Consider the following 26,415-nt stretch of genomic DNA (forward strand, 5'->3'; position numbering starts at 1 on the left):
AAAATGCTTCAAATACCTGCTCATATCGCAATATACCTCCCCGTATCTTTTGTCAGTTTACACATTTTGCCGTATCTTGCGCAGATTTTAGTAAATTAAATTATAACCCCATGCCTTACATTATGGTAGACATCGAGAGCGATGGCCCTATACCCGGAGATTTTTCCATGATTTCATTTGGTGCCGTGCTCGTAAACGAAAAATTAGATCAGACCTTTTACGGTCAGTTAGCTCCTATTTCTGAAAAGTATATTTCTGAAGCACTCGCTGTATCTGGTTTTAGCAGAGAAGAAACAAAGACTTTTAAAGAACCCAAAATTGTGATGGCGGAATTCAAAACCTGGATTGAAACGGTTTGTGGAAAGGATCGTCCTATCCTGATCAGTGATAATAATGGTTTTGATAGTATGTTCATTGCATGGTATTTTCATCACTTTATTGGGACTAATCCATTTGGGCATAGTTCGCAGAATTTAGGAAGCCTTTTCAAAGGAATGGAAAAGGATATGTTTAAGAACTTTAAACATCTGCGGGTAACAAAGCATACACATCATCCGGTAGATGATGCAAAAGGAAATGCAGAAGCACTGCTGACAATGAAGAAGGAATTAGGACTGAAGATCAGGTGGTGACAGCCTTCACGCTAAATTTCCGCAACTGAACCCACCACTGGCATTGGAAAATACCGACTTCTGTACATTCGTACCTTTTAATATAGTGATATAAGCATCTTTGAGCGTTTGCCGCGTTACTGTATCAGCGGGTTGGCCATAGATTTTACCTGTCTTCTGGGCAATGGCAGGCATAGACACAAACAATAACAAGTACAACAGAATATTATTCTTTAATGATGGCATCCAGGTTAAATGGTTGGGTTTGAACGTAAAAGTACGGATTAACAACGGTTAACAAAAAGTTAATATACTCCCATCTCATTATAGAATAGCTTTGCACCTACTCAAGTCGTATGGCAGTGGGACAAAACGATGAAATACAACTTTGGGAACAGTTTTGCAAAGGGGATAAGCGGGCATTCGACAGTGTGTGGGCTTATTGGTTCCCTATATTATTCAAATACTGTAACAGGTTCACCGGCGACAAGGGCCTGATCAAAGATGTATTACAGGATTTTTTTATTGAGCTATTTACCAGCCGTTCCCGGCGTAATAATGTACAGCATTTAAAGAGCTATCTCATGATCGCTGTACGTCGTAAACTGCTGCGTGTTATCAGCCAGCAGAAAGCCAGATCCACCGAGGATTTGGGCAACGATGAAAGCTATGGCTTTTACCTCGATCTCTCCGCCGATCATCCCATCATTCAACAACAGGAATTGCATAATCGCAAACAGTTGGTACAGCACGTTATTAATGGACTGAGCAACCGTCAGCGTGAAGCAATTTATTTGTATTTCTTCGAAAATATCGGTTACGAAAGTATTGCTGAAATCATGTCTATGAAAGAAGTGAAATACGCCAGAACCCTCATCTATAGAGCGCTGGACGAAATGCGTGATACCATCACGAAAAATAAACAACTCACTGAACTGCTGTAACCGAAAAAAACATAAAATTTACTTAGGGTATTCAAATTACTTCCAGCCTCTTACTGATATCAACTGGTCAGGAATGAGTAGCGATATGTGATCATGGGAAATAACAATTGTAACCGGAAAAAACTTAAAATTTCCTGAGGGTATTTGAATCACTTTCTCCCTCTTATAAATAGCAATCAGTCATGTATTAGAAGCGAGATGCCATCACAAAAAATGATCATAATTTCTTAACGTATCCAGATCACTTTCTATCACTTATTAGTACTAGTCAGTCAGGAATAAGATATAAGATACCATCACAAGAAATAAAACAACTATCATCAAAAAAAAAACTTAAAATTTCCTGAGGGTATTCGATTCACTTCCTCCCTCTTACTAATAACAATGGATCAAGAACAATATACAGTAGCGGATCTGATGACCAATCCCTCTTTCAGAGCATGGGCCGATCAGTCAGATGAAAAGGCCCGCGCACATTGGGAACAATGGCTCGCCGCCCACCCGGATCGTCATGATGATGTGAACACCGCTTTCACCTTACTTTCTTTGTTGAAAGAAAATGAAAACGGACCTTCTCCCGAAGATATGCTTGAAATGCAGGATAGATTCGATACCGCACTTGGCCGCCAACGCCGTATGCTGCTATACCGCTGGACAGCCGCCGCTGCATCACTGTTATTGCTTATTACTACAGGTATATTATTCAATAACCGTAGCACCACCATTCACACCGGTATCGCTATGACGAAAGAAGTAAACCTGCCGGATGGTTCCAAAGTATTACTAAATGCCAACACTACTTTAAAATACAAAGGGCACGAAGTATGGATCGAAGGGGAAGCTTACTTCAGCGGTGAACACCATGACCTGAAAGTACATACCGGTGGCTTGGATGTAGCTGTTCTCGGTACCGCATTCAACATCTACAATCGTAAACAACAGATTGAAGTATTGCTGGAATCAGGCAAGGTAAATGTAACCGGTGCAGGATGGGCGAAAAACGCAGGTACCCTACACCTCACACCCGGTGAAATGATCCACCTCGATGCGACCAACAAAATGATGACCCGCATCAATCCAGAGACCTTCACATCCTGGAAGAACGGCCGTCTGATCTTTAAAAATACACCACTATATAAAGTTGCCGCCATACTGGAAGAAAATTACGGTTTTCACGTCCGGTGGAAAAGCACCAAATTACAAATGGAACGCTTCTCCGGCTCATGTCCCTTAGACAATACAGACATTCTCCTGGCAGCTATTCGGTCAGTGTACAATGACCAGTTAATAGTCCAGGCTAATCATACTATTGTATTCGAATAAGCTATTATTACTTCGTAAACTAGAAAGCGCAATAATCTTATATGAAACGCAAATTGAACAGGTACGTTGTCCTGACTGTCCTCCTATTGCTGGAAGTCTGGCAGGTAAGGGCCCACACTGCTCCGATCGCTTATAACTATGTAAGTGAAAAGGTCTCGCTGATTACAGCACTCCAGAAAATGGAAGACATCTTTCACGTGAATTTTAATTACAACAGCGCGACCGTCGCTAACAAATTTGTATACCTTGAACAGTTCCCGCAACAGGGGGCTTTCAATGCCAGCAAGGTAGCACAAGCCCTCCAACCACTGGGCCTCACTATCGTTGAACTGGGTCATAAAGACTACGCGATCCAGCGTATGACCACCGCTAACGCGATCACCATCTCCGGCAATGATCACAATGCCAATAACGATGATCACAAAATCATCAACGGTACCATCACCAACGATAAAGGTGAACCTGTACCCGGTGCTATCATCACCGATCAGGCCACCAACAAATCTGTGATCGCTGATGATCAGGGTCGCTATACCATCGAAGTAAATGGTGCGACCACTTTATTGGTGCACGCTGTCGGCTTTACCAAAAAGACTGTTAAAGCGGGTACTTCTGCTATGCTGAACATCCAGCTCATGCCGGATGTAAAGGACCTCTCTGCCGTGGTGGTGACTGCATTAGGTATCAAACGTGAAGAGAAAGCACTGGGTTATTCTATCGCTACTCTCGACGGTTCTAAAGTAAGCACTGTAAAAGATGTGAACATTGTAAACAGCCTCTCCGGCAAAGTTGCAGGTGTGGACATCCGCTCTGCCAGCTCTGATCCGGGTGGTTCTGTGCTGATCACCATCCGTGGCGCCAGCTCTATCGCTAATAATAACCAGCCTTTGTTCGTTGTGGATGGGGTACCTGTCGCTTCGGCTAACAGAAGCCCAACCGTTCCTGTAGGCCAGGTGACTGTTGACTACGGTAGCCCTATCTCCGATGTAAGTCCGGACGATATCGCCACCGTTACCGTGCTCAAAGGCGCCAGTGCTGCGGCTTTGTACGGTAGCCGTGCTGCTAACGGCGTGATCCTCATTACTACCAAAAGCGGTAATGGTAAAAACAAAAAAGGACTGAACGTAAGCGCAAACTTCAGCGCGATCTATGACAAAGCCTGGCAGTTCCCTGACTTCCAGAGTGAATATGGTGCAGGTGATGCCACGGGTTCTGTAGATCCATCCAATACCTTGTCTACTGCTTCATGGGGTCCTAAACTCAACACCGGCGCCAAATATATTCAATGGAACAGCCCTACCGATGCCAACGGCGACAAGGTAGCGACCGACTGGATCGCTTATCCTAACAGGGTGAAAGATTTCTATGAAACTGGTTCTACCTATACCAGCAACGTAGCCATCACTGGTAGCAACTTCCGCCTCTCTTATACAAATTTGCAAAATAAAGGTATCACGCCTAATACAGGTCTGCAGCGCAACAACATCAACCTCGCCGCAGGGTATGATCTGAATCCTAAAATTAAGGTGACTACCAATATTGCTTATACAAATAATACCAGTAATAACCGTCCTACTTTCAACAGGGGTAGCTCCAGTTATATCCTGTATACCATGCCGGCGAACATCAACTCCAAACTGCTGAAAAATTACTGGCAGAGTGGTGAAGAAGGCCTGCAACAATGGTCACAGGATCAGGGTAGTACAGATAACCCTTACTTCGTAGCTTATCAACTGACCAATGCCTACAATCGTCATCACGTAACAGGCAATGTGCAGTTGACCATGGAACTGGCTAAGGGCTTAACATTAATGGGTCGTACAGGTCTCGACTGGTATACTGAAACCGACGAAAGCAAGCGTGCAGTAAGTGCTGTGCAGAACCCTTATGGTGCCTATTATATCGGTGACCTCTTCGGTAGTGAGCAGAATACAGACTTCCTGCTGACCTATAAGAAAAGTCTTCAACACGATTTTGCATTTTTCGTAAGCGTAGGTGCTAACCGCATGGACCAGCATTCTAACACGCAGTCACAGGCTGCCAGTAAGCTGGTAATGCCGGGTGTATACAACATCTCCAATGCTGCTGCAGGTACTGTTACCAACTCTTCTTACAAGGCAACCAAACGCATCAACAGTTTGTATGCAATGGGTGAACTGTCTTACAAGAGTTATGCATTCCTGGATCTGAGTGCCAGAAATGACTGGTCCAGCGCGCTGCCTACTAATCACAACTCCTACTTTTATCCCTCTGCCTCATTGAGCTTAGTGTTGTCTGATATGTTGAAGATCGAACACGGTGCGCTGTCTTATGCCAAATTGAGATTGAACTGGTCTAAGGTAGGTAAGGATACTGATCCTTACAGCCTGTACAACAGCTTTACCTTCAGCTCTCCTGACTGGGGTGATGTGAAGATGGCGACCTTCAGCACTACACTGAAGAACAACAACCTGAAACCTGAAATCGCTACCTCTTATGAGATTGGTACGGATCTGAAATTCTTCAACAACAGGTTAGCGGTAGAAGCTACGTGGTATACCACCGATAGCCGTAACCAGATCATTCAGATCCCGACTACCATGGCCAGCGGTTATAGCGCACGCATCATCAACGCCGGTGAAATCCGTAACAGAGGCTGGGAAGTAGCTGTACACGGTACGCCGATCTCTGGTAAATTCATCTGGGATATCGGTGCAAACTTTACCCGCAACAGGAACAAAGTGATCGCACTGGCTGATGGTATTACTTCTTACCTGCAAGGGTCTGCAGAAGGTATGCAGTACCAGGTACGTGAAGGTCAGTCACTCGGCAATATGTACGGCTTCACCTGGACAACCGTTCCTGATGGTCCTAACAAAGGCAAGGAACTGCTGGACGAAACCGGTCATAGCCAGTATGCAACTGGCCTCGTGAAGATCGGTAACTACAATCCTGATTTCTCACTGGGTATCACCAACACCTTTACCTACGGTCACTTTACACTGAATACCCTGATCGATTACCGCCAGGGTGGCCAGTTCTTCTCTTATATGTTCATGAACCTGTTGTCTGACGGTCGTACTAAAAATACACTGAAAGGCCGTGATACAGAGCATGGTGGTCTGAGCTGGAACGATGGTACAACCGACCGTACAGATGGTATGATCGAAGACGGTTATATCTCAGATGGCAATGGTAACTATGTTAAGAATACCAACGTTACAGATCCTGAAAGTTTCTACGGTGACTACTATTGGAAGATGCACGCCCGCAATACCTTCAGCGCTACATATGTAAAGCTGCGCGAAGTGAGCCTGACATACCTGTTCAGCAAAGAGCAGACTGGCAGACTGCCGATCTCTAACCTGAGTGTATCACTGATAGCACGCAACCTGTTTAGCTGGACAGCCGCTGGTAGCGGATATGATCCTGAAACTGCGATGACGATCAAGAGCGGTAGCATCACCCCTGGTACATCCAGCTGGTCACTGCCATATACACGTTCTTATGGTGTGAAACTGGGTCTTAATTTTTAATATTCATACGACAACTATATGAAAAAGATATATGCCATTGGAGTGCTGTTCCTGTTAAGTGCATGTACAAAGAACTTTGAGGAAATCAACACAGATCCAAATACGGCGACAACTGTGAATCCGCAATACCTGCTTTCAACGGCACTGGTAAAGACGGCATATCCCTATCAGAGCGAGGCATTTCTCGACCAGCCTGCAGAAGCAGGCCGTTACATCACCAAAGTACGTAACGAAGGTGATGACCTGTTTGGCTGGTCTGGCAATAGCTGGGACGGGTATTACGGTGCGCTGACATACAACAAAACCTTCCATGATCTGGCAGCCGGCAATGATATGTTGCAATACACAGCCGTGTCAGACATCATCAGGGTTTTCAACTTCGCTTATATTACAGACCTATATGGAGACATACCTTATAGTGAGGCCTTACTATCTAAAGACAGTAGTATAGTACATCCCAAATACGATCAGCAGGAGGATATCTATCCTTCGCTGCTGGCCACACTTACCGCTGCAAATGATACGCTGGCGGCGACAACGCTGAGCATCGATGCAGACTACGATATCCTGTATGGCGGTGTTGCACTGAACTGGCGCAAATTTGCAAATGCACTTCACCTGCGTTTACTGCTGCGTATGTCGAACAAGTCAGCAAGTGCATATACTGAAATGCAGAATATAGTAGACAATCCTTCCAAATATCCTTTGTTCGACAGCAATAGCGACGATGCCGCACTGAGATATTTAGGTGTCAATGCATCTGATGCATGGCCGGGTGGTAACCTGAACAGCAAGACGACTGAGATCGATAAATACAAACCTAGTAAGGAGATCGTAGATACACTGCTGCGTCTGAATGATCCAAGGCTACCGATCTGGGTAGCGCCTGTATCAAGTACAACAGGGTATACAGTAGATTCAAACCTGTATGTAGGTGTACCAAATGCGATTTCTTCTCCTTATGATTATAATGGTGGTGAGACGCATATTTCCAAGATGGCAGCTATCTTCTACGCTAACCAGGATGATTTGCTGAATGCAAGTATGATGACCTATGCAGAGCAATGTTTTATACTGGCGGAAGTAGTACAGAGTGGCAAAGTAACGGTGAGTGGTGAAACAGCTTCTTCTTTATATAATAAAGGTATCAGCGCATCGCTGGATGCATACGGGGTATCTGCTACTGATAAGGCAACTTACCTGGCACAGGCCTCTGTACAATACAATGGTACATTGGTACAGCTGATCACACAGAAGTGGATTGCGAATTTCCTGAAAGGACCAGAGGGTTGGTTCGATCATAGAAGAACAGGGTATCCCGTATTTGTGACCGGACCACTGGCTGCTATATCTGAGATCCCTTCCCGGTATAAGTATCCTACTACAGAGCAGTCTTATAACCTGGATCAGTATAATGCTGCGGTAGCAAGACAGGGTGCGGATGTACTGACAACGAAGATGTGGTATTTAAAATGATAAATAATTAGCTATGCAATTTTTTTCAATACTATTGATTGCATTGCTGCCTGTCGTAAAGCATAAACATGTAGTGATCGCCCATAGAGGCGATCACACTGTTTTACCGGAGAACACACTGGCAGCATATACACGTGCAATAGAAGATGGAGTGGATTATGTAGAGGTAGATTTGAGGACGTTCAAGGATGGGAGATTATATATTAGTCATGGGGAGCTGTCTGCGCTATCTGACAAAGTGCCTTCCTTTGAACAGGTATTGAGTCTTTGTAAGAAAAAGGTAAACATCTACCTTGACTTTAAAGATGCCGATCCGGCTATAGTATATCCATTGATTAAGAAAGCGGGTATGCAAAAGCACATCGTTGTATTCTGCAATACATTTGAGCAATTGAAGGATTGGCACAAAGTGGCGCCAGATATGCCACTGATGACGAGTGTGCCTGATGAAGTGAAGGATCTGAATGCGTTTTTTGACGAATACCCGGTGTCAGCGATCGATGGCAGCATTGGACAATATACCCCTGAAATGCTGGCAGTTTGCAAAAAACGGAATGTAGCCATATGGCTGGATGTGCAGGCAAAGGATGAAGATCCTCTTCGCTGGCAAAAGGCGTTGGATACACCTGTACAGGGTTTACAAACCGATCACCCGGGGGCATTGATCAATTACCTTAAACAAAATGGGGACAGATAATGAATAAGCTATTATTTTTACTGCTGTTTATGGCGCCTGTAGATAATATTATAAAGGATTTCTATCACCACCATGAATATGTATTGGTCGCGGCCCATCGTGCCGATCATGAGGAGTATCCTGAAAATTCTCTGCCGGCTATCCAGCGAGCGATAGATAAAGGTATTGACATTATTGAATTAGATGTTCGGGAAACAAAGGATGGGGTACTTGTGTTAATGCACGATAAGAGTATTGAGAAAAAGACGGATGGACATGGAAATGTAACCGATCTTACTTTTTCTGAATTACAGGGTGTACATTTAGAAAGAGAGGGCGTCATTACCTCAGAACGAATTCCTTCTTTTCAGAATGCGTTGGAAATGGCGAGAGGAAAGATCATGATCGATATCGATTTTAAAGCAGATACACGTAGTGCGATGGTATCGACCTGTAAATTGGTACGCGACATGGGAATGGAAAAACAGGTGTTGTTTTTTGTATATGATTATAAAGATGCGGATCTTGTAAGAGCAATAGATCCGAATATACCGGTGATGCCAAGGGTGCATAATGCGGAAGAGACTATGGCGGTGGTAAAACAGGGACGTTATGCTATCCTGCATGGAGATGATGATTTTTATACGGATAGTTTAATGCAGGTCGTGCGGAAAGCGAATATGAGAGTGTGGATGAATGCACTGGGGGATTATGATGATTTAGGGGAGAAGGGGTTTGATTCGCTGTTGCAGAAGAAGCAGGTGAATGTGATTCAGACGGATAGGCCGGAGGAGTTGCTGGGGTATTTACGGAGGAAGGGATTGCATAGATAAAAATAACGTAAAGATCATATAGTAATTACTAGAATTAAACAGAATTATGATTACCTCGCAGAAAAAAATGCAAATGAAGGGATGGCTGTTGCTTTGTTTATTATTTGGTGCGTTTTTAAATGTGCGTGCCCAGATCAGTGATGGAGATGAAGACCCGATTACAGTGATCCGTGGCCCCTACTTACAGGTAGGATCCCCCACCGCTATGACGATCCGCTGGCGTACAAATGTAGCCACACGTAGCCGTGTGCGCTTTGGTACGACAGTGAACAAATGGGATCTCTTAAAAGACGATTCTACAATTACGACAGAACACATCGTGCGTATTTCAGGTTTACAACCTCATACCCGTTACTATTATACAGTAGGTACATTTGCCGATACATTGCAGGGCGATGCGAACAACTACTTCTACACCCTGCCGGCTGTGGGTAGCAAAGACCTGATCAGGATCGGTGCATTTGGAGATTGTGGCAATAACTCCGCCAACCAGCGTAATGTAAAACAATCCGTACTCAATTACCTGGGTAATAACTATATGGATGCGTGGATACTCTTAGGTGATAATGCATATGGCAGTGGTACCGACCAGGAGTTTCAGACAAAGTTTTTTAATGTATATAAAGATGATCTGTTAAAACAGCATCCCTTGTATCCTACACCGGGTAACCATGATTACAATGACCATGATTTTCCCGGTGCGGTAGAAGTAGCGATGCGTACGCACAAGACCGCGTATTATCAGAACTTCTCTATGCCGACAGAAGCAGAAGATGGTGGTGTACCTTCTCACACACAGGCGTTCTTCTCATTTGATATCGGAAATGTACACTTTATTTCATTGGATAGCTATGGTAAGGAAGCAGATCAATATCGTCTGTACGATACACTGGGTCCGCAGGTACAATGGGTAAAGCGTGACCTGGAAGCGAATAAGAATAGACAGTGGGTGATTGCTTACTGGCACCACCCTCCTTATACGATGGGATCTCACAACTCTGATGAAGCAGATGAGCTGATCAGTATCCGTGAAAACTTTATCCGTATACTTGAGCGGAATGGTGTAGACCTCATCCTTTGCGGACATAGCCATGATTACGAGCGTTCCCGCCTCATGAAAGGACATTATGGAATGATGGATTCATTTGATCCTGCGGTACATAACCTGAGTCATTCTTCAGGGCTGTATGATGGTAGTGAGAATAGCTGTCCTTATGTAAAAGATTCACTGAATGCAGGAACGGTGTATGTGGTGAGTGGTTCAGCAGGTAAACTGGGTGGCAGACAAAAGACCTATCCACACAAGGCGATGCAGTATGCGAATGATACGAATGGTGGGGCATCCTTGTTAGAAATTGAAAACAATCGGCTGGATCTGAAATGGATTTGTGCAGACGGCGTGATCCGTGATCATTTCACGATGATGAAAGAAGTGAATAAGCACAATGAGATCAAAGCCAAAGCGGGACAGTCATTGACACTGACGGCTTCATTTGTGGGTAATTATAAGTGGAGTGAGAAGGGGCAGGAGACTAAGTCAATAACGATCAAGGTGGCAAAAGGAACGAACACTTATACTGTAGAAGATAAGGAAGGTTGTGTAAAAGATACCTTTACAATTACAGCGCGATGAAAAGAATAAGGGTGCTCACCGGTTTGTGTTTGTTGTTGTGTCTGGGGATAGTCGGTGAAACACCAAAAGGGTACCCGGAGCAGGCGATCCGGTATTTCAAAGAGCAGCAGGTCGTATTTGCATCAAAAGCAAGCGCTTTGAAAGCTGCTATTGAAAAGTATGATGTGAAAGATCCGGTTACTGTGGAGCAGGCGAAAGAAGCATTGAAGGAATGCAGGATTGCTTATAAACGCATTTCATTTTTCCTTGAATACTTCTTTGTGAGCGAAGCGTATGTGTTCAATACGCCGGCGAAGTATGAGGTAGAAGAACCTTATATAGAATATGAAGAGCCGGTAGGATTGCAACAAATAGAAGCGTTATTATACAGTCATGCATCGAAAGAAGAACTGATGCAGCAGGCAGACATCGTCGCAGAAACAGCGGCAGGTCTGCCTGCTTTGTTATATAACTTTAAGGCCACGGATGCGCAGGTGATGGAGAGTATCCAGTTAGAATTGATCCGGATACAGAGTTTGTATATAACGGGGTATGATGCGCCTTCCTTACAATGTGGGGTGCCGGAGGCTGCGGCGGCGATGGATGCATTGCGACATGTGGTGGGAGTAGATAGTATTCGCTCCGCGATGTCAGCTGCGTTTGATTATTTGCATGACCATCCTGATTTCAACAGTTTTGATCGTCTCACGTTTATTACAGATTATGCCATGCCGGTACAACTTATGCTTTCAAACGTAGAAGCGACGCATACGGTAAGAGCGCTGAATACTACAGCGATTTATGGTGCGCGGGATGCATTTAAGAAAGAAACCTTTACACAGGGAGCGGATATTACAGTAGATGGCAGGGGGGATGTAATACGTAACGCAGATAACAGTGCGCCAAAGATTGGGTATGATACAGCTTTAGGTCGTCGGTTGTTTTTCGAGAAAAAACTATCTGGAAATAGGCAGCGCAGTTGTGCCACCTGTCATTTACCGGAAAAGCATTTTACAGATGGGATGCCGCAGAATGCGTCTTTGTCAGGAGGTTTTTTACCAAGGAATACGCCTTCATTATTATATGCAACCTATCAGTATGCACAGTTCTGGGATGGCCGCGCAAAGAGCCTGGAAGAGCAGATAGATGTGGTATTGCATAGTCCGACCGAGATGGGGGGAACGGATGATAGTATTGTGGCGCGTATGCAAATGCCGAAGGCGAAGGTCATCCGTGCGCTGGCGGCTTATATCCGTACATTGACCCCGTTTAATTCTCCTTTTGATCATTATATAGAGGGAGATAGAACGGCGATGACCAGTCAGCAGAAGCATGGGTTTAATATTTTTATGGGCAAGGCTCGTTGTGGGAGTTGTCATTTTGCACCGTTGTTCAATGGGTTGACGCCTCCGTTATTTAACAGAACGGAATTTGAAATATTAGGAGTACCCCTATACAGTGATCTGCAACATCCGGTGGCAGATACGGACAGGGGTAGGATAGCGGTGTTTCCCATTACCTTTTATGAAGGCGCTTTTAAGACGCCTACAGTGAGGAATGCGGCTGCTACGGCGCCTTTTATGCATCATGGGAATTTTAGTACCATGCAGCAGGTGATTGACTTTTACAATCAGGGAGGCGTGACACCGGTGATGCATCAGACGTTGTCTTCTGATACATTAGGGCTGGATAAGGGGGAGCAGCAGGCGCTTATTTCTTTTTTAGAGGCATTGGTGGATGGCGTGTAAACTCTTTAGCTAAGCTTATTTTCTAAGGTGCAGGCTGGTTTTCTTCTATTGACGGTAGGTGCTTATTTCTTTTTTGGGCCTTACATTGGTTTGAGTTTAAGTGGGAACCACGCATCCGAAGTATCTGCTGACCATAGGTCTCTGTACACCCATTTTCCATTGTGTTTTTCAAGGTAGCCGGGGATGTCGGTGAATGGTTTGGGAATTGTTCCCGAATTTGTAAAGAATGCAGATTCCCTGATCCGAACGTGACCAAGTTGCTGCCATTTACCGTATCGGTAATTACGTATTTCAAAATGATTCAGGTTACTGTAATCAGGTACATCTTCGCAATAGACAATAGCGGTACTATCAATACTGAACAGGCAGTATGGTCCGGAACCCAGGCCGATGAACAGCGTATCTTTTGGATGACTGGATAGTAGGAGAAAGGCTGTTATATCATTATAGTAGTGAACCAGTGAATCGTAGTCCACAGTATCATCAAAAGCCGGCACACTGTCTTGTTCATGTTGGGTAGTATTGTTAAGCAGGTGTGACCGCACGGTATCTTTTCGCCCATCGCCATCAAAGTCTCCAATAGTCTGCAGGCTATTTACCTTTATATATTTTACAGCAGTAGGTTTTGTTTGAGGTTGCTCGTACTTGGGTATTTGTTTTTTTTGCGTGCACCCCCAAATTAAAAATAGGAAAATAAGGTACCGGGTCATTTTGCAAGAATTTTATCTCTCCATCTCAAAAATGGTTTTTCAACCAGGAACCTGAGCAGCGATGCTGCCGTGAGGCAGGTGATCGTACAAATTACAAACATCATTGTACTCTTCTTATCTATACCCCATTGCGAGACGATCTTCTGGGTCACATGAATGACTATCTTATGGCTCAGGTACAGCGCATAACTCAGCGCTGCCAGCGAGCGGGTGATCCAACTACCCTGTCTGTATAAGAAGCATTCAGGGCTGGCGGCAGCAGCTACAACACAACCATAGCCAATGGCAATCAGGGGGAACCCATAAATGGATTCATTAAACAGGTCTTCGTTGTCACACAGGATGTAGGCGCCTGCTAGTATGAGTAGTCCTGCTATCAGGAGCGGGGTACTATATTTATATAGCTTTTCTTTTATGGCGGCGAGACTAATACCTACAAGCAAGCCATCCAGCCGGCAGAAGGTAGGGTAGTATATCCATTTGTACCACACCATCCAGTTATCGGTGGTAGCGGGTAAATAGAAATGGTTCCAGCAGTAATAGCGAACGCCAAAACCAGCGAGGAATAGGGAGGCGATGAACCAGGGTGCGATTTGCGTCAATCGGTAGGTTCTGAAAAAGATGATCAATATAGGTAAGAGAAGGTAGAATTGCTCTTCGATACAGAGGGACCAGGCATGTGAGAAGGCGCCGGTGTTTTTCAGGTCGAGGCCAATGTTTTGGGTGAAGGTGAGGAATTTCCATAATGGAGGGAGGGTATCACGCTCCCGTAGGTACGGAAAAAGGAAGTACAGTGCTACAATGAGGAAGTAGGCGGGGAAGATGCGGAAGACCCTTTTGGTATAGAAGGTCTTTAAAGAGATCGGATCTTCACTGAATAGTTGGCCGGCGATGAGGAAGCCACTAAGTACGAAGAAGAGGTCTACGCCTGTCCAGCCGAAGCTACCGACTGTATAAATCCAGTTTGGGTGGCCAAATAGGTTGTAATGGAAAAGGAATACGAAAGTGATGGCAAATGCGCGAAGATGGTCAAGCCCGTTAAGCTTACGGGTGATCGGTTGATGTAGCATAGTAAGTAATGGGAAAGGATTGCAAAATAGTATTTTTTGAATAGTGTACAACGAAGAGATGTATTTTTATTTATAGCGATTAGTGAAGAAGATATTATTCATTTGGTTTGATACTTGCATAAATTGCACCGGGTGTATATCTGTTATTGGTCGCCTTCCTTTTGGTGAAGGCGATTTTTTATTTACATTCATAGTTATGAAAAAACTGACTGCGGAATTTTACAACCGGCCTGAGGTATTGACGATAGCAAAGGAGCTACTGGGAAAGATCATAGTAACCCGGTTTGATGGGGTCCTGACGACCGCGCGGATTGTGGAGACGGAGGCATATAGGGGAGTGGTAGACAAGGCGAGTCATGCTTATGGTGGGCGTCGTACCCAACGTACAGAGGTAATGTTTGGGGCGGCGGGCAAGGCGTATGTATATCTGTGTTATGGGATCCACTTCTTATTTAATATAGTGACGAATGAGGCGGAGATTCCGGAGGCGGTGTTGATCAGAGGGGCGGAGCCGCTGGAGGGCATCCCGGAAATGTTGAAACGAACAGGGAAGGCGAAGGCCGATTTTACACTGACAAGGGGGCCCGGGAATGTGAGTAAGGCTTTGGGGATTGATAAAATACATACGGGATATAATTTGTTCTCGAAGGATTTTTATCTGGCGGAGGATGGGTATGTGCCTGAGAAGGTGGTAGCGACGCCCCGCATAGGAGTCGATTATGCGGGGGCGGATGCGTTGCTGCCGTATAGGTTTATAGTGGAGGGGAATAGGTATGTGAGTGGGAAAAGGATTGTCTGAGATTCATTGAATTTAAGTATTGAAGAGGGAGGCCGGTAGCCTTTAGGTAAAAGCCCTGAACTAATTCGGTATTGAAAATAAATCCTGCTGATGCCTAATAGCCCTTTTCATTGAGCAATTTTTCAATAAATGCACTATACTCATCCCGCATTGGCAGTATATCATTCACGACCAATGTCCTTCTCTGTACAGTCATCTGTTGTCCTGTCAGATAAAGGAATGCTGCAAAATAACAACCTTCACACCAATACAGAAGATACTGTTTTGCAGACGTGCCAAATAGCAGATTGCTATGGCTTTACCTTCTACGATAGTATGATCACTACTGAGGCTTTGGAAAGCAACTGTAATCTGCTTTATTCAGAAGAATTAAATTATACGGACGGGTTATTGATGGAAAATTAACGGTAAAAATCCCTTTAAATAGATAAACCATTACTAATTTACAATTGCAAAATTTATTTATTATAGATATTGGTAAATTTAGTATTTTTAAGTGATTTTCACATACCCATTGATTTAAGACGCCCATGAAACTACTAGTTGGAATAAGACACATACCCATCTTCTCTGCTTTTTTGATAAAATCACTATTTTGCTTTTCTCAAATTTCTACCCCTAAATTTCAATCTTTCGAGCCGATTGTTACAAACAAATCTACATCTAATAAACTATCTGAAAGCACAAATAATCTGATCCAAAATAAAGAGGAGGAAGAAAGGAAAATAGAAAGTAAATATGCCTTATCGCCAAAGATTAATCAAGTAAACGAAGAAAATGTGAAGGCGATGTATGGTGCGAATTCCGTTGATCCAGACAATAGATCGGATGCGTTAAGTTATTTTAATAAAAGCTTTCAACAATTTTTGCAAATAAATCCCGATAGCTTTTCTATTACCAAGGCAGTATATCTTTCTGAAATGCCATATTACAGTCAATCCTATAGTTATTCTGAATTTGAAAAAGTGATTGAACAAAAAGCACAATTGGTAAAGTTTATATTAAAGCAGGAAGGATTGAATGAGAAAAGCAACTTAGCGCTCCATTATGCTATACAAAAGTTATTTGGCCAATTGAATGATATTAAGGATCCTTTGCATAACAAGTATTATACTTTAGATAAAATCAGGTATGACTTTGAAGACCCAATGGGAGAAAATGATTGGACAAAAATGTTTGTCACCAAATTACTATTAACTAACAAGGGGCAATGTCATTCTTTACCATTATTATATTTATGCATTTCAGAACATTTAGGAGCGAAGGCATATCTCTCGCTATCTCCTAATCATTCCTTTATACAATTCTTTGATGAATCTGGCAAACGATATAATTATGAAACAACTAATGCCCATCTTGTTTCAACCTCTTGGCTAATGCAATCAACATACGTGAACTCTACTGCTTATAAAAACAAAACCTATCTTGATACACTCTCAAATAGAAAATTATATGCGCAATGTTTAGCTGATTTGCTTTTATGTTACCAGGAGAAATTGAAGGTAAATTACGATAGCTTCTCTCAACTGCTGATAAATAAGATTTTGAAAGAGGATTCGGTAAATCTAACAGCACTAATGGTACGTGCTAATTATTATATTACCACATTTGAAAAATTAGCTTGCTCAAAAGGATACCCTTCAATTAAGGACTTTTATAAGTTTCCTGACTTACAATTAGCTTATAATAATGCCAAAGTAACGCAACAGGCAATTACAGTAACAGGGTTTCAGGAAATGCCTCCTGAAGCCTACAATAAGTGGCAGGAATCTTTAAAAGATGAAAAAACAAAGGAACATGAGAAATATGAACAAGAAAAAATGAATATAGAAATTAAAAAACTTCAGATGGTTCAGAATAGTTTAACCAACAAGCCTCAAAAATAAATTTTCACTTTTCAATAAATAAAGATGCATAACCTAAGGCCTTTGAATTTAATTTTCATTCTCCTACTTTTACTTTCTATATCATCAATTGCTCAAAATAAAAATCCATATAAAAAGATTGGTAAGAAAGCAAGTATTGTAACCTTGACAAGTGGTAAGTATAAGGAATTATTTGATGAAGACAGTATCCAAAAGATCGGTACCGCATTAATAAATATCAATACAATGCAGGTCGTCCATTTAATGGATGAAAATACCGAGATCCGAAGGAGACCGGATAATTCTACTAGCAGTAGGTTTTTAAGTACAGATCCTCTTACAGGGAGTTTTTCAATGTTAAGCCCGTATCAATATGCAAGTAATAGACCCATTGATGGTATTGATCTTGACGGTATGGAATATGTAACGTATACCTTTGTTTTCAACTTGGACAAAACTGATCCTAAAATAGGTAACCTGAGCAATGCCAGCTATGTCTGGTATAATGCGAATCAACATAATGCGCATGGCAGTTTAGGGCAAGGTGTTCAATATATTATTAAATTTCAAAGTGGAGGCAAAGATATTGGGCAAGACGCATATTTTGTTGCCCGGAATGCAAGTTCATTTGGAGTAAGTCTTGAATATGGCAATTATATGGGTGCAACTGGTCTATTTAAACCAAACTTTGATGGGTTGGGAAGTAGCAAGAACTATGACTATGATTTGCCAGCAGTAGATCAGGTCGATTTTTTGGCAAAACAACATGATGATGCTTATGATAAATTGAATGCAGTTGGAGGCAATTCCTTATTTAATGATTGGGGAACAACTCCGGTAGATGAAGCAGCATTAAATGGCTGGAATGATTTCAGGGAGAAATATAAAACTGGAAGTAGTGATCCTTATAATGGCCAGGCTGTTACTACTGGTGAAAGAAAAGCCGCATGGAGAGGTGCATCACTGTTCAGAAATGTGGTAGCTGATAAAAAGGTGAACATATCCTACTGGATGTTGCAAAATTATTCAAATGAAGCCCGTACTACAAAAAATGGATCTTTTTTAAAACCTGATACTCAATACAACTACAATTTATTTTTGGAGAAATATATGGAAAAAGATATAGATGGAAATTGGAGAAGAAAAACGGGAATGTGGGACGAAGATAAAGATCATAATTTTACACCTAAAGTACCATCTGAATAAATAGTAGAATGAAAGCAATTTACAGAACGAGCATACCAATTGTTATATTGGTAATATTTTTTTTCGCTTGCAATAATTTATACAAGGCAGGTAATAGAGTTTCTCTTATGGATTTAAAAATCACTACTAATGTAAATGATGAATTAGTTTATAACTATCTTGACAGCATTAATTATAAAATTGACACCTCTAAAAGATATTCTTTTTTAATTAATGGAGGAGATTTGCAATACTCCTCATACATGAATAAAATAGCTTACTTTGTTGATAGTCCATTTGAAGCATACCACCTTTCTTCGAACGGGCTGTTTAAGCTTGCTGAGGTGTATAATCCAAATAAATCCATGAATTGGATAACAAAAGGAGAAAATTTAACCAAAGAAGATTATAGTAGAATCGAAAGAAGGATTAATTCTTTGCTTAAAGGAGTAGTTAAAAATGCCAAAGATAAAAATGTTCCAGATACAGTTGTTTTTTGGGAAAAGCCCTATGACACGGTGATTTGTAAATTAGAAACGCCTTATGATCAGTAAGAAACAAATCATTTTAATTTTATATACCTCAGTATTTAATACTTTTTTTTGTGCTTATGCTCAAACGAATAATAATACATCAATCCGAAAAAACTATGAACAATCATATGACCTGCTAGATTCTTGCCTTAAGAATAATTCTTCTTTTAAGGATGCTGTATTTATTGCAGAAAATTGCTACAAAGCCAATAGGTATAGCAAACAGATATTTCAGGGTTTTATTACTGAATACGCGGTACTTTGCAAACTGAATATAGATAATATTACTGATGAAAATAATAAAGTCGATTCGTTCAATTTTATTGGGAATTATTCAATTTTCAAGTTATTATGTGACACCTCTATATTCATCAATAAATCTGATTCTATTTCTACATTACATCTCCCATTCAAATATGATGAGGATGACCCTTCTGCTAAGCATGCATGGAGCAATATGTTTGTGTTCAAACTCTTATTAACTCATACAGGGAATTGCCACAGTCTTGTCTATCTATATAAGATTCTAGCTGATGAATTGCATGTCAAATGTTGGCTTTCCTTAGCTCCTAATCATATTTATATTCGTAATTACAGCGAAAAAAGTGGTTGGTACAATACCGAATTAACAAGTGGTACTTTCCCTACTGATGCCTGGATAATGACTACAACAAATACGCCATCAGAAGCTGTTCGTAATGGTCTTTATATGGATACTCTCAGTAATCAACAGTCCATTGCATTATGTGTTCTAGACCTAGCCAAAGGCTATGAATTTCAAACACACAATTATACTGACGGATTCATATTAAAATGTTGCGATCTAGCACTCAAATACCATTCTATTAATCCAATGGCACTATTACTTAAAGCAGAATCACTAAAGAAATTATACCTCAAACAGCATAAATTACAACTACAAGAAGCAGCTATTACTTATTCAAAGATGTCGAATACTTACATAACATTAGCAAAAATGGGATATCGTGAAATCTTTTAATTGCGCATTATACGTTTTTAGACGACGAGGAAAGTGATGCATTTGAGTGGTATACCCAAGAGGAGAATGATGTTGAAATGAGAGCTTAGGCCATACTAATGTAGTGCAGAATGAAGTTAAATTACTGACTAGAACTTATTTCATAAATAGGATGTATGATCAGTCGGGCCAGGTCCTGGTTTCCCAGTCATTTTCTTTGTAAAGATTATTTTCATCCGGAACTGATGAAAGGGTGTCCAAACACTGGATGATAGTTGTATTCATTGCTTACTTTAATTATACGGCATGGGTGTCAGCCTTGATTAATTTATTTTTAAAATATTCATATACCTGCATCATTGAAATTATTTTTTGACCGGTAACCAATGTTTTTTTCCAGGGATTATTTACATCATTATGAAAAGCCTTAATGATAATATTATCTCCAATATGCCCATAAGTATTCCATACCCGGTCAAGTAAGTGCTGGTCTTCTTTGGAAATAGCCTGATTACCCTGTGGATTAGGCAGTTTTTTGTAATAATATCTCCTTCTGGAGACAATCATATTTTCCCATAATGAAGCAAATGTAGCGCAGCTGATATGGCAAATCAACGGTTCTTTGATTAAGGTTGATCTACCTTCTGAAAAAGCAAGATACCAGCCATATGAGAAATAGGTAAGGCCAACAAGTTGGTTGACATTAATAGGTACATATTCTGATGCATACGTGGTAATAAAATAATTGGCAATTGTAGTTGGATTATAGGCCATGGTCTTTTAATAATTTAGTCTTTTAATAAAATGGTCTTTAATGAAATATTCTTTCACCTACTGGTCTTTCAATTATTCAGTCTTTTAATGAAACAGTCTTCCCCTCCCGGTCTTTCAATTATCTAGTCCTTTAATGAAACAGTCCTTTCCCTCCCGGTCTTTCAATTATTCCCTCTTCCAATGAAATAATCCCTTCCCCCTCTCATAATCCCAAATCTACACCCTTCTTCTCTGTTCATTTTGTTCATTCCTCCATTCCCCCCACCTCCCCCTCGCCATTTCTCTGAACAAAATAAAATTCCCTAAATTCACTCCGCAAAATCTACCCTTTTATGAATCGTATCACCCTTGTCGCCACCGGCGCCCTGCTCTCTTTCGCAGCCTGCCAGTCCACCGGCAAAAACAACCACCAGCTTGTCCAGCTACAAGCCCAGACCTACCTGGATGGTTACAACAAACAATTTCAGGACCTCATCTACAAAGACAACCTGGCCCAATGGACGCTGAATACCCGTATCGTAAAAGGAGACACCGTGAGCCAGCAGCTGGCAGATGCCGCCGATAAGGTGCTGGCTGAATATACCGGTAGCAAAGCAAACATTGACTCTGCGCAGAAATACCTGCAATTAAAAGAACAACTCACGCCCTTACAAATAAGACAGTTCGAAGTCATCCTCTTCAACGCAGGCAATAACCCCGCTACCGCCGGCGATATCGTGACCCGCCGTATCAGCGCCACCAACAAACAATTATCTGCTCTCTATGGATTCAAGTTTACCCTCGATGGCAAACCCGTTACTACCGGCCGTATCGATGAAATACTGGAATCTTCCAACAACCTGCAGGAGAGAAGAAAAGCATGGACCGCCAGCAAAGAAGTCGGCAAGACTCTAAAAAACGGACTGGATTCACTGCAGTTCCTGCGAAATGCTTCTGTTACACCATTGGGTTATAAAGACTTCTTCGACTATAACGCCCGCGAATATGGCATGAGCGAAGATGAAATGATCAAACTGACCCGCCAGTTTGTAACAGAAATATGGCCGTTGTATAGAGAACTGCATACCTGGGCACGTTATACCCTCGCTGAGAAATATAAACAACCCGTACCTGATTATATTCCTGCCGACTGGTTGCCCAACCGCTGGGGACAAGACTGGTCTTCTCTGGTGGATGTAAAAGGGCTGAGTATCGATTCTATTCTCAAAGTACATGGCGCTGAATGGATGGCACATCAGAGTGAAGACTTTTACAAGAGCCTCGGTTTCGATGCACTGCCACCTGTATTCTGGGAAAAGAGTAGCCTGTACCCGGTACCTGCAGATAGCCCGTTCACCAAGAATAACCACGCTTCTGCATGGCATATGGACCTGGATAAGGATGTGCGTTCTTTAGAAAGTATTACCCCTACCACCGATTATTGGAGTACAGTATTACATGAATTCGGACATATCTATTATTATATGTCTTACAGCCGTCCGGAGATCCCCGTAATTTTGCGTGGTGGGGCCAATAGAGGCTTTCATGAGGCTTTCGGAACCATGATGGGATTAGCTTCTTTACAAAAGCCTTTCCTTGAAAACCTGAATTTGATTCCTAAGAATACGACGACCAATGATACACTGAAATTGTTAAAAGAAGCATTGAGTTATGTAGTGAGCCTGCCATGGAGCAGTGGGGTGATGACGGAGTTTGAATATAATCTGTATGCAAAGAAACTCCCGAAAGATCAGTATAATCAGGCATGGTGGAAACTGGTAAAACAATTCCAGGGGATCGTACCGCCTACGGAGAGAGGAGAGGAGTATTGTGATGCGGCGACCAAAACGCATATCAATGATGATCCCGCTCAGTATTACGATTACTCTATTGCGAGTGTACTGGTATTCCAGTTTCATGCTTACATTGCTGATAATATTCTGCACCAGGATCCACATGCCACTAACTACTGGGGAAATAAAGCCGTAGGTGATTTCCTGAAAAAGGTAATGAGCCCGGGAGCCAGTATTGATTGGAGACAACAGCTGAAAGATGACCTGCATACTGATATGAGTGCGAAGCCAATGGTCGCTTATTTCAGTGTGTTAATGGATTATCTGAAGAAAGCAAATACCGGTAAAAAATATACATTGCCGGCACAACCTGTGTTTGAATAAACACTTAAATAACGCGCAGGAAACTCACCTGCGCGTTATTTAAACAAAACTAACAATAGACCACAACGCCGCCCCTGCAATCAACACCCACAACACAACTCCCTGCACAAACGGCCTGATCCCCACTGCCCTCAACACATTTGCATTCAACCCACACCCAATCAAAAACAACGTCAGCGTCAACCCTGCCTTAGCAATATCTACCACATAATGACCATATTCCTGCACAATAGGTATATACGTATTCAACACCATCGCCACTATAAAGAACCCTATAAACAAAGGTATCTTCACCTTCTTCTTATCAACAGAACTCAACAAAGAAAGCGGGATGATCCATAACGCCCTCGCCAACTTTACCGTAGTCGCCACCTGCAGGGCGGTTGTTCCATACTTACTGGCAGCCCCTACTACAGAACTGGTATCATGTATCGCAATCGCACTCCACAGTCCAAACTGTGTCTGCGTAAGATTTAACAAATGTCCAACAAAAGGAAAAAGAAAAAGCGCGAAAGAGTTTAAGATAAAGATCGTTCCCAGTGCCACGGATATCTGTTTTTCTTCAGCTTTGATAACAGGAGAAATCGCTGCTATCGCACTCCCTCCACAAATCGCCGTTCCCGCAGATATCAGGTAAGATATCTTTTTATCTATTTTTAACAATTTTCCAAGCAGCGTTCCGAATACTAATGTACCTGCAATAGACGCTATGGTAAACCACAACCCCTGACTCCCCGCATGCATGGCACTCGTTACATTCATCCCAAATCCCAATCCTACTACTGAGATCTGCAATAACAAATGGGTCGCCTTATGATTCAAATGTAAATATGGATGCCCGACAAACTGGGCAATGATGAACCCCATCAATAACGCTACCGGCGGCGTGATGAGCGGTGTAAGACAGAATACGAATGCCAGCAGAAAAATGACTTCCCTTGTCGTAAGACTAACTGTCCGGTCTAAAAATGTTTTGTTCCCTGTTTCCATTTGCCCACAAATGTCCGGCGAAGTAATGGCAAATGAAAATCGAAAATGGTAATGGGTTATAACTTTATGTTATGCAAAAGGGGCGATAAAAAGACTCTTTTTATCACCCCTTTCTACTTAAAAAAACACTATTTCACGACATCTTCCAATTCTACATCTTCATTGTTATCACTGTCCTCCTGCAGCAGCACATCCTGGATATTTGACTTATCCTGGTGCCTGTTGCCATCCTCTTTTCTACCCCTGACCTTCACTATCTGTGCTTGCAGCACATCTACACACTCATTCACAGCAGGTTCAAAGTGAGGACTCACTTTCTTTACAAAATGATCCTGACCGGGTACTTCCAGCCTGATTTCGCAATAATTATTTTCAGGCGTACTATCCGGCCCTTTATATAATGTAACGTTTGCTCTTACGATTTTGTCTGTTTTTAACGTGTTCAGCTTTTCACGGATATATGACTCAAGTGCATTACTGGCTTTAAATCCGAGGGATTGAATAATAATATCCATAGTTCAATATTTTTAATGAAGTAACTACAGGAATTGTGCCAGATGAAATCAGGCAAGCAACTGATGCCGGTTAGTGGGCTATAATAATCCGGTGCGCCGGTGAATGACAATCTCAAAATGCAGGAGATGCAGTTCATCAATTATTTCATGTCATTCATGTAACGGCGGCGGAAAATAACCCGCCTTTTGCGTAACTTCAGAAAGATGCGTAACTGGTTCTACAAATACAAACTTTACCACATCCCCTTTTGGATGCTCTACCAATTTATATGGTGGACAGTGGCTGTGGGCAACCCCATCAAAGCAGCGACCATCATCTTTACCACCACCATGTTTCCAAAGTATTTTACCTATGTATTCTGGGAAACATTGGCTGTGTATTTCAATTTATATTTTCTATTGCCTAAGTATTTTGAAAAGGGAAAATATACGACCTATGTCATTCTGCTGGTAGTGACGACGTTGTTAACAGCAGGATGTATCGTACCAGGGTATTACCTTACCGCTTCGCTGGCAGGTACGACTGTGAAGGAGCTCTTTCATACAGATAGTTTCCTGAGCATTTTATTCGCCAATTCCCTTCCCAGCGCTATTGCTGCCATGACCCTGGCCATGAGCATCAAACTGGGTAGAAGCTGGCTGCAGACCAGGCGAAGAGAACAATTACTGGAAAAGGAGAAACTGGAAACCGAACTGAATTACCTCAAGTACCAGTTTAACCCCCATTTCCTCTTCAATACCATTAATTCCATCTTCTTCCTGATCCATAAGAACCCTGACATGGCCTCTGCCTCCCTGGCCAAATTCTCTGACCTGCTCAGGCACCAGTTGTACGAATGTAACGATAAGCAGATCCTGCTGAATAAAGAAATTGCTTACCTTGAAAATGGAATAGAACTGGAAAGACTGCGGCAGAACGCCAATGTAGAGGTCGATATCCAGTTGCCGGCCCTGTACGATGCCAGGCTGGGCATTGCCCCGTTTATATTGATGACCTTTGTAGAGAATGCTTTCAAGCATGTATCAAAGCATGCTGATCAGCAAAACTGGGTGCAGATTGAGCTGCAGATAAACGGTCAGGAACTGCAATTGGCCGTGGCAAACAGCGTATCCGGTGCTGACAGTGAAGAAGTCGTGCATTACGGAGGTATCGGATTGAAAAATGTACGGCGCCGGCTGGACCTGATGTATCCCGGTCAGTATAACCTGACAGTAAATAGCAATAGCACCACTTTTACCATATTACTTACTTTACAATTGTCCATATTGCAAAGTATGCCGATCATGCATAAAATAGCCTGAAAACGATGATAAACTGTGTAATCATAGATGATGAACCCCTGGCCCGCGAAGGGATGGCAGACTATGTGAAAGAAATCGATTTTCTGCACCTGATCGATACCTGCGAAAACCCGGTAGCGCTCATGAAACTGATGGATCAGCATCCCGTAGACCTGATTTTCCTGGATATCCAGATGCCAAAGATGAACGGCATCGATTTTCTGAAGATCATCCAGAAGCCACCTATGGTGATTATCACAACGGCCTATCCCAGCTATGCGCTGGAAGGATTTCAGCTGAATGTAATGGACTACCTGCTAAAACCTATCACTTTTGACCGTTTTTTTAAGGCCGTAAGCAAAGCGAGGGAATACCACCAGCTCGTAAACAGACCTACGGTACAGAAGGCCGAGGTTGCTACTGATTATTGCTTTATCAAGTGCGGCAGCAAGTATGAAAAGATCCATTTTGAGGATATTTTGTATGTAGAAGGCATGCAAAACTATATCACCATTTATACCGTGAAAGGGAAGTATGTAACGTTACTCTACCTGAAAAACCTGGAACAAAATCTCGATAGCAATGCATTTATCCGGGTGCACAAATCTTACATTGTGGCCATTGATAAAATTGAGGCGATAGAAGGGAATGAGATCTTTATTCAGCAACACAGGATCCCTATCAGCAGAAATTACAGGGAACAGGTGATTGAACAGGTGGTGTCAAATAAATTGTGGGATAAGATCCGTTTTTCGTAAAATGTTAGTGCAATTACTCCATACGAATCAGGAACTACTATGGACCGCAAAGGTGTAAACCA

At 42.2% G+C, this 26,415-nt stretch carries 24 protein-coding genes; 18 read left to right on the forward strand and 6 right to left on the reverse strand.

Annotation, left to right across the window (positions count from 1 at the left end; translation table 11 throughout):
- The first annotated feature begins 110 nt into the window (after positions 1–110).
- Positions 111–632 (forward strand): exonuclease domain-containing protein, encoded by a 522-nt coding sequence (locus BW716_RS24455; protein ID WP_083726987.1) that lies wholly within the window; start codon positions 111–113, stop codon positions 630–632.
- A gap of 6 nt (positions 633–638) precedes the next feature.
- Here BW716_RS24455 and BW716_RS24460 read toward each other — a convergent pair whose 3' ends face one another.
- Positions 639–857, reverse strand: a complete 219-nt coding sequence (locus BW716_RS24460) for a hypothetical protein (protein ID WP_083726989.1) — start codon at positions 855–857, stop codon at positions 639–641.
- 110 nt (positions 858–967) lie between these two features.
- Here BW716_RS24460 and BW716_RS24465 point away from each other — a divergent pair, with 110 nt between their 5' ends.
- From BW716_RS24465 to BW716_RS24500, 8 genes are all read left to right on the forward strand, one after another.
- The gene (locus BW716_RS24465) at positions 968–1,555 is read left to right on the forward strand and encodes an RNA polymerase sigma factor (protein WP_083726991.1); all 588 of its coding nucleotides are present in this window, start codon (positions 968–970) and stop codon (positions 1,553–1,555) included.
- A 384-nt stretch (positions 1,556–1,939) separates the two neighbouring features.
- Positions 1,940–2,878 (forward strand): FecR family protein, encoded by a 939-nt coding sequence (locus BW716_RS24470; protein ID WP_083726993.1) that lies wholly within the window; start codon positions 1,940–1,942, stop codon positions 2,876–2,878.
- A 41-nt stretch (positions 2,879–2,919) separates the two neighbouring features.
- A complete protein-coding gene (locus BW716_RS24475; protein ID WP_083726995.1) occupies positions 2,920–6,393 on the forward strand; it encodes a SusC/RagA family TonB-linked outer membrane protein in 3,474 nt (1,157 codons plus the stop codon).
- Positions 6,394–6,411: 18 nt separating this feature from the next.
- A complete protein-coding gene (locus BW716_RS24480) occupies positions 6,412–7,869 on the forward strand; it encodes a SusD/RagB family nutrient-binding outer membrane lipoprotein (protein ID WP_083726997.1) in 1,458 nt (485 codons plus the stop codon).
- 13 nt (positions 7,870–7,882) lie between these two features.
- On the forward strand, positions 7,883–8,566 hold the full coding sequence (locus BW716_RS24485) for a glycerophosphodiester phosphodiesterase family protein (protein ID WP_083726999.1): 684 nt from the start codon (positions 7,883–7,885) through the stop codon (positions 8,564–8,566).
- The gene (locus BW716_RS24490) at positions 8,566–9,378 is read left to right on the forward strand and encodes a glycerophosphodiester phosphodiesterase family protein (RefSeq protein ID WP_083727001.1); all 813 of its coding nucleotides are present in this window, start codon (positions 8,566–8,568) and stop codon (positions 9,376–9,378) included. The genes BW716_RS24485 and BW716_RS24490 overlap by 1 nt, the downstream gene beginning before the upstream one ends.
- Positions 9,379–9,451: 73 nt before the next feature.
- Positions 9,452–11,011, forward strand: a complete 1,560-nt coding sequence (locus BW716_RS24495) for a metallophosphoesterase family protein (protein WP_083727071.1) — start codon at positions 9,452–9,454, stop codon at positions 11,009–11,011.
- Positions 11,008–12,738, forward strand: coding sequence for a cytochrome-c peroxidase (locus tag BW716_RS24500; RefSeq protein WP_083727003.1), 1,731 nt, complete (start codon positions 11,008–11,010; stop codon positions 12,736–12,738). The genes BW716_RS24495 and BW716_RS24500 overlap by 4 nt, the downstream gene beginning before the upstream one ends.
- An 80-nt stretch (positions 12,739–12,818) precedes the next feature.
- Here BW716_RS24500 and BW716_RS24505 read toward each other — a convergent pair whose 3' ends face one another.
- Both BW716_RS24505 and BW716_RS24510 read right to left on the reverse strand, forming a co-directional pair.
- Positions 12,819–13,448 carry a hypothetical protein gene (locus BW716_RS24505; RefSeq protein WP_083727005.1) on the reverse strand — a complete coding sequence of 210 codons (630 nt, stop codon included), beginning with the start codon at positions 13,446–13,448 and terminating at the stop codon, positions 12,819–12,821.
- Positions 13,445–14,518 carry an acyltransferase gene (locus tag BW716_RS24510; RefSeq protein WP_083727007.1) on the reverse strand — a complete coding sequence of 358 codons (1,074 nt, stop codon included), beginning with the start codon at positions 14,516–14,518 and terminating at the stop codon, positions 13,445–13,447. The genes BW716_RS24505 and BW716_RS24510 overlap by 4 nt, the downstream gene beginning before the upstream one ends.
- 196 nt (positions 14,519–14,714) lie before the next feature.
- Between BW716_RS24510 and BW716_RS24515 the strand changes: the two genes are divergently transcribed.
- The 6 genes from BW716_RS24515 (at position 14,715) to BW716_RS24540 (ending at position 19,900) form a co-directional block, all read left to right on the forward strand.
- Positions 14,715–15,317 (forward strand): DNA-3-methyladenine glycosylase, encoded by a 603-nt coding sequence (locus BW716_RS24515; protein WP_083727009.1) that lies wholly within the window; start codon positions 14,715–14,717, stop codon positions 15,315–15,317.
- A gap of 129 nt (positions 15,318–15,446) precedes the next feature.
- Positions 15,447–15,722, forward strand: a complete 276-nt coding sequence (locus BW716_RS37730) for a PIN domain-containing protein (RefSeq protein WP_143709009.1) — start codon at positions 15,447–15,449, stop codon at positions 15,720–15,722.
- Positions 15,723–15,847: 125 nt separating this feature from the next.
- On the forward strand, positions 15,848–17,203 hold the full coding sequence (locus tag BW716_RS24525) for a hypothetical protein (RefSeq protein WP_083727013.1): 1,356 nt from the start codon (positions 15,848–15,850) through the stop codon (positions 17,201–17,203).
- A gap of 42 nt (positions 17,204–17,245) precedes the next feature.
- Positions 17,246–18,388: a hypothetical protein gene (locus BW716_RS24530; RefSeq protein ID WP_143709010.1), complete on the forward strand. Its 1,143-nt coding sequence runs from the start codon at positions 17,246–17,248 to the stop codon at positions 18,386–18,388.
- A gap of 8 nt (positions 18,389–18,396) precedes the next feature.
- Positions 18,397–18,921: a hypothetical protein gene (locus BW716_RS24535; RefSeq protein ID WP_083727017.1), complete on the forward strand. Its 525-nt coding sequence runs from the start codon at positions 18,397–18,399 to the stop codon at positions 18,919–18,921.
- Complete coding sequence (locus tag BW716_RS24540) at positions 18,911–19,900, forward strand: hypothetical protein (protein ID WP_083727019.1); 990 nt, start codon at positions 18,911–18,913, stop codon at positions 19,898–19,900. The genes BW716_RS24535 and BW716_RS24540 overlap by 11 nt, the downstream gene beginning before the upstream one ends.
- 276 nt (positions 19,901–20,176) lie before the next feature.
- Here BW716_RS24540 and BW716_RS24545 read toward each other — a convergent pair whose 3' ends face one another.
- Positions 20,177–20,653, reverse strand: coding sequence for a hypothetical protein (locus BW716_RS24545; RefSeq protein WP_083727021.1), 477 nt, complete (start codon positions 20,651–20,653; stop codon positions 20,177–20,179).
- A gap of 332 nt (positions 20,654–20,985) precedes the next feature.
- Here BW716_RS24545 and BW716_RS24550 point away from each other — a divergent pair, with 332 nt between their 5' ends.
- Positions 20,986–22,809 (forward strand): M2 family metallopeptidase, encoded by a 1,824-nt coding sequence (locus tag BW716_RS24550; RefSeq protein ID WP_083727023.1) that lies wholly within the window; start codon positions 20,986–20,988, stop codon positions 22,807–22,809.
- A 39-nt stretch (positions 22,810–22,848) separates the two neighbouring features.
- Here BW716_RS24550 and BW716_RS24555 read toward each other — a convergent pair whose 3' ends face one another.
- Both BW716_RS24555 and BW716_RS24560 read right to left on the reverse strand, forming a co-directional pair.
- Positions 22,849–23,799, reverse strand: a complete 951-nt coding sequence (locus tag BW716_RS24555; RefSeq protein WP_083727025.1) for a YeiH family protein — start codon at positions 23,797–23,799, stop codon at positions 22,849–22,851.
- Between the two features lie 128 nt (positions 23,800–23,927).
- On the reverse strand, positions 23,928–24,314 hold the full coding sequence (locus BW716_RS24560; RefSeq protein ID WP_083727027.1) for an HPF/RaiA family ribosome-associated protein: 387 nt from the start codon (positions 24,312–24,314) through the stop codon (positions 23,928–23,930).
- Positions 24,315–24,500: 186 nt separating this feature from the next.
- Here BW716_RS24560 and BW716_RS24565 point away from each other — a divergent pair, with 186 nt between their 5' ends.
- Both BW716_RS24565 and BW716_RS24570 read left to right on the forward strand, forming a co-directional pair.
- Complete coding sequence (locus BW716_RS24565) at positions 24,501–25,616, forward strand: sensor histidine kinase (protein WP_235643938.1); 1,116 nt, start codon at positions 24,501–24,503, stop codon at positions 25,614–25,616.
- Between the two features lie 5 nt (positions 25,617–25,621).
- A complete protein-coding gene (locus BW716_RS24570) occupies positions 25,622–26,353 on the forward strand; it encodes a LytTR family DNA-binding domain-containing protein (protein ID WP_083727031.1) in 732 nt (243 codons plus the stop codon).
- The last annotated feature ends 62 nt before the right edge of the window (positions 26,354–26,415 follow it).

This window comes from [Flexibacter] sp. ATCC 35208, assembly GCF_001975825.1.
Taxonomy (GTDB): Bacteria; Bacteroidota; Bacteroidia; order Chitinophagales; family Chitinophagaceae; genus Chitinophaga.

What these genes read in the sequence shown, in the direction of transcription:
- BW716_RS24540 (WP_083727019.1), top strand. Translation starts at nt 18,911, where the DNA reads ATGATCAGTAAGAAACAAATCATTTTAATTTTATATACCTCAGTATTT.
- BW716_RS24480 (WP_083726997.1), top strand. Translation starts at nt 6,412, where the DNA reads ATGAAAAAGATATATGCCATTGGAGTGCTGTTCCTGTTAAGTGCATGT.
- BW716_RS24490 (WP_083727001.1), top strand. Translation starts at nt 8,566, where the DNA reads ATGAATAAGCTATTATTTTTACTGCTGTTTATGGCGCCTGTAGATAAT.
- BW716_RS24460 (WP_083726989.1), bottom strand. Translation starts at nt 857, where the DNA reads ATGCCATCATTAAAGAATAATATTCTGTTGTACTTGTTATTGTTTGTG.
- BW716_RS24475 (WP_083726995.1), top strand. Translation starts at nt 2,920, where the DNA reads ATGAAACGCAAATTGAACAGGTACGTTGTCCTGACTGTCCTCCTATTG.
- BW716_RS24550 (WP_083727023.1), top strand. Translation starts at nt 20,986, where the DNA reads ATGAATCGTATCACCCTTGTCGCCACCGGCGCCCTGCTCTCTTTCGCA.
- BW716_RS24495 (WP_083727071.1), top strand. Translation starts at nt 9,452, where the DNA reads ATGAAGGGATGGCTGTTGCTTTGTTTATTATTTGGTGCGTTTTTAAAT.
- BW716_RS24465 (WP_083726991.1), top strand. Translation starts at nt 968, where the DNA reads ATGGCAGTGGGACAAAACGATGAAATACAACTTTGGGAACAGTTTTGC.
- BW716_RS24455 (WP_083726987.1), top strand. Translation starts at nt 111, where the DNA reads ATGCCTTACATTATGGTAGACATCGAGAGCGATGGCCCTATACCCGGA.
- BW716_RS37730 (WP_143709009.1), top strand. Translation starts at nt 15,447, where the DNA reads ATGCACTATACTCATCCCGCATTGGCAGTATATCATTCACGACCAATG.
- BW716_RS24510 (WP_083727007.1), bottom strand. Translation starts at nt 14,518, where the DNA reads ATGCTACATCAACCGATCACCCGTAAGCTTAACGGGCTTGACCATCTT.
- BW716_RS24560 (WP_083727027.1), bottom strand. Translation starts at nt 24,314, where the DNA reads ATGGATATTATTATTCAATCCCTCGGATTTAAAGCCAGTAATGCACTT.
- BW716_RS24535 (WP_083727017.1), top strand. Translation starts at nt 18,397, where the DNA reads ATGAAAGCAATTTACAGAACGAGCATACCAATTGTTATATTGGTAATA.
- BW716_RS24485 (WP_083726999.1), top strand. Translation starts at nt 7,883, where the DNA reads ATGCAATTTTTTTCAATACTATTGATTGCATTGCTGCCTGTCGTAAAG.
- BW716_RS24525 (WP_083727013.1), top strand. Translation starts at nt 15,848, where the DNA reads ATGAAACTACTAGTTGGAATAAGACACATACCCATCTTCTCTGCTTTT.
- BW716_RS24470 (WP_083726993.1), top strand. Translation starts at nt 1,940, where the DNA reads ATGGATCAAGAACAATATACAGTAGCGGATCTGATGACCAATCCCTCT.
- BW716_RS24570 (WP_083727031.1), top strand. Translation starts at nt 25,622, where the DNA reads ATGATAAACTGTGTAATCATAGATGATGAACCCCTGGCCCGCGAAGGG.
- BW716_RS24500 (WP_083727003.1), top strand. Translation starts at nt 11,008, where the DNA reads ATGAAAAGAATAAGGGTGCTCACCGGTTTGTGTTTGTTGTTGTGTCTG.
- BW716_RS24555 (WP_083727025.1), bottom strand. Translation starts at nt 23,799, where the DNA reads ATGGAAACAGGGAACAAAACATTTTTAGACCGGACAGTTAGTCTTACG.
- BW716_RS24545 (WP_083727021.1), bottom strand. Translation starts at nt 20,653, where the DNA reads ATGGCCTATAATCCAACTACAATTGCCAATTATTTTATTACCACGTAT.
- BW716_RS24515 (WP_083727009.1), top strand. Translation starts at nt 14,715, where the DNA reads ATGAAAAAACTGACTGCGGAATTTTACAACCGGCCTGAGGTATTGACG.
- BW716_RS24505 (WP_083727005.1), bottom strand. Translation starts at nt 13,448, where the DNA reads ATGACCCGGTACCTTATTTTCCTATTTTTAATTTGGGGGTGCACGCAA.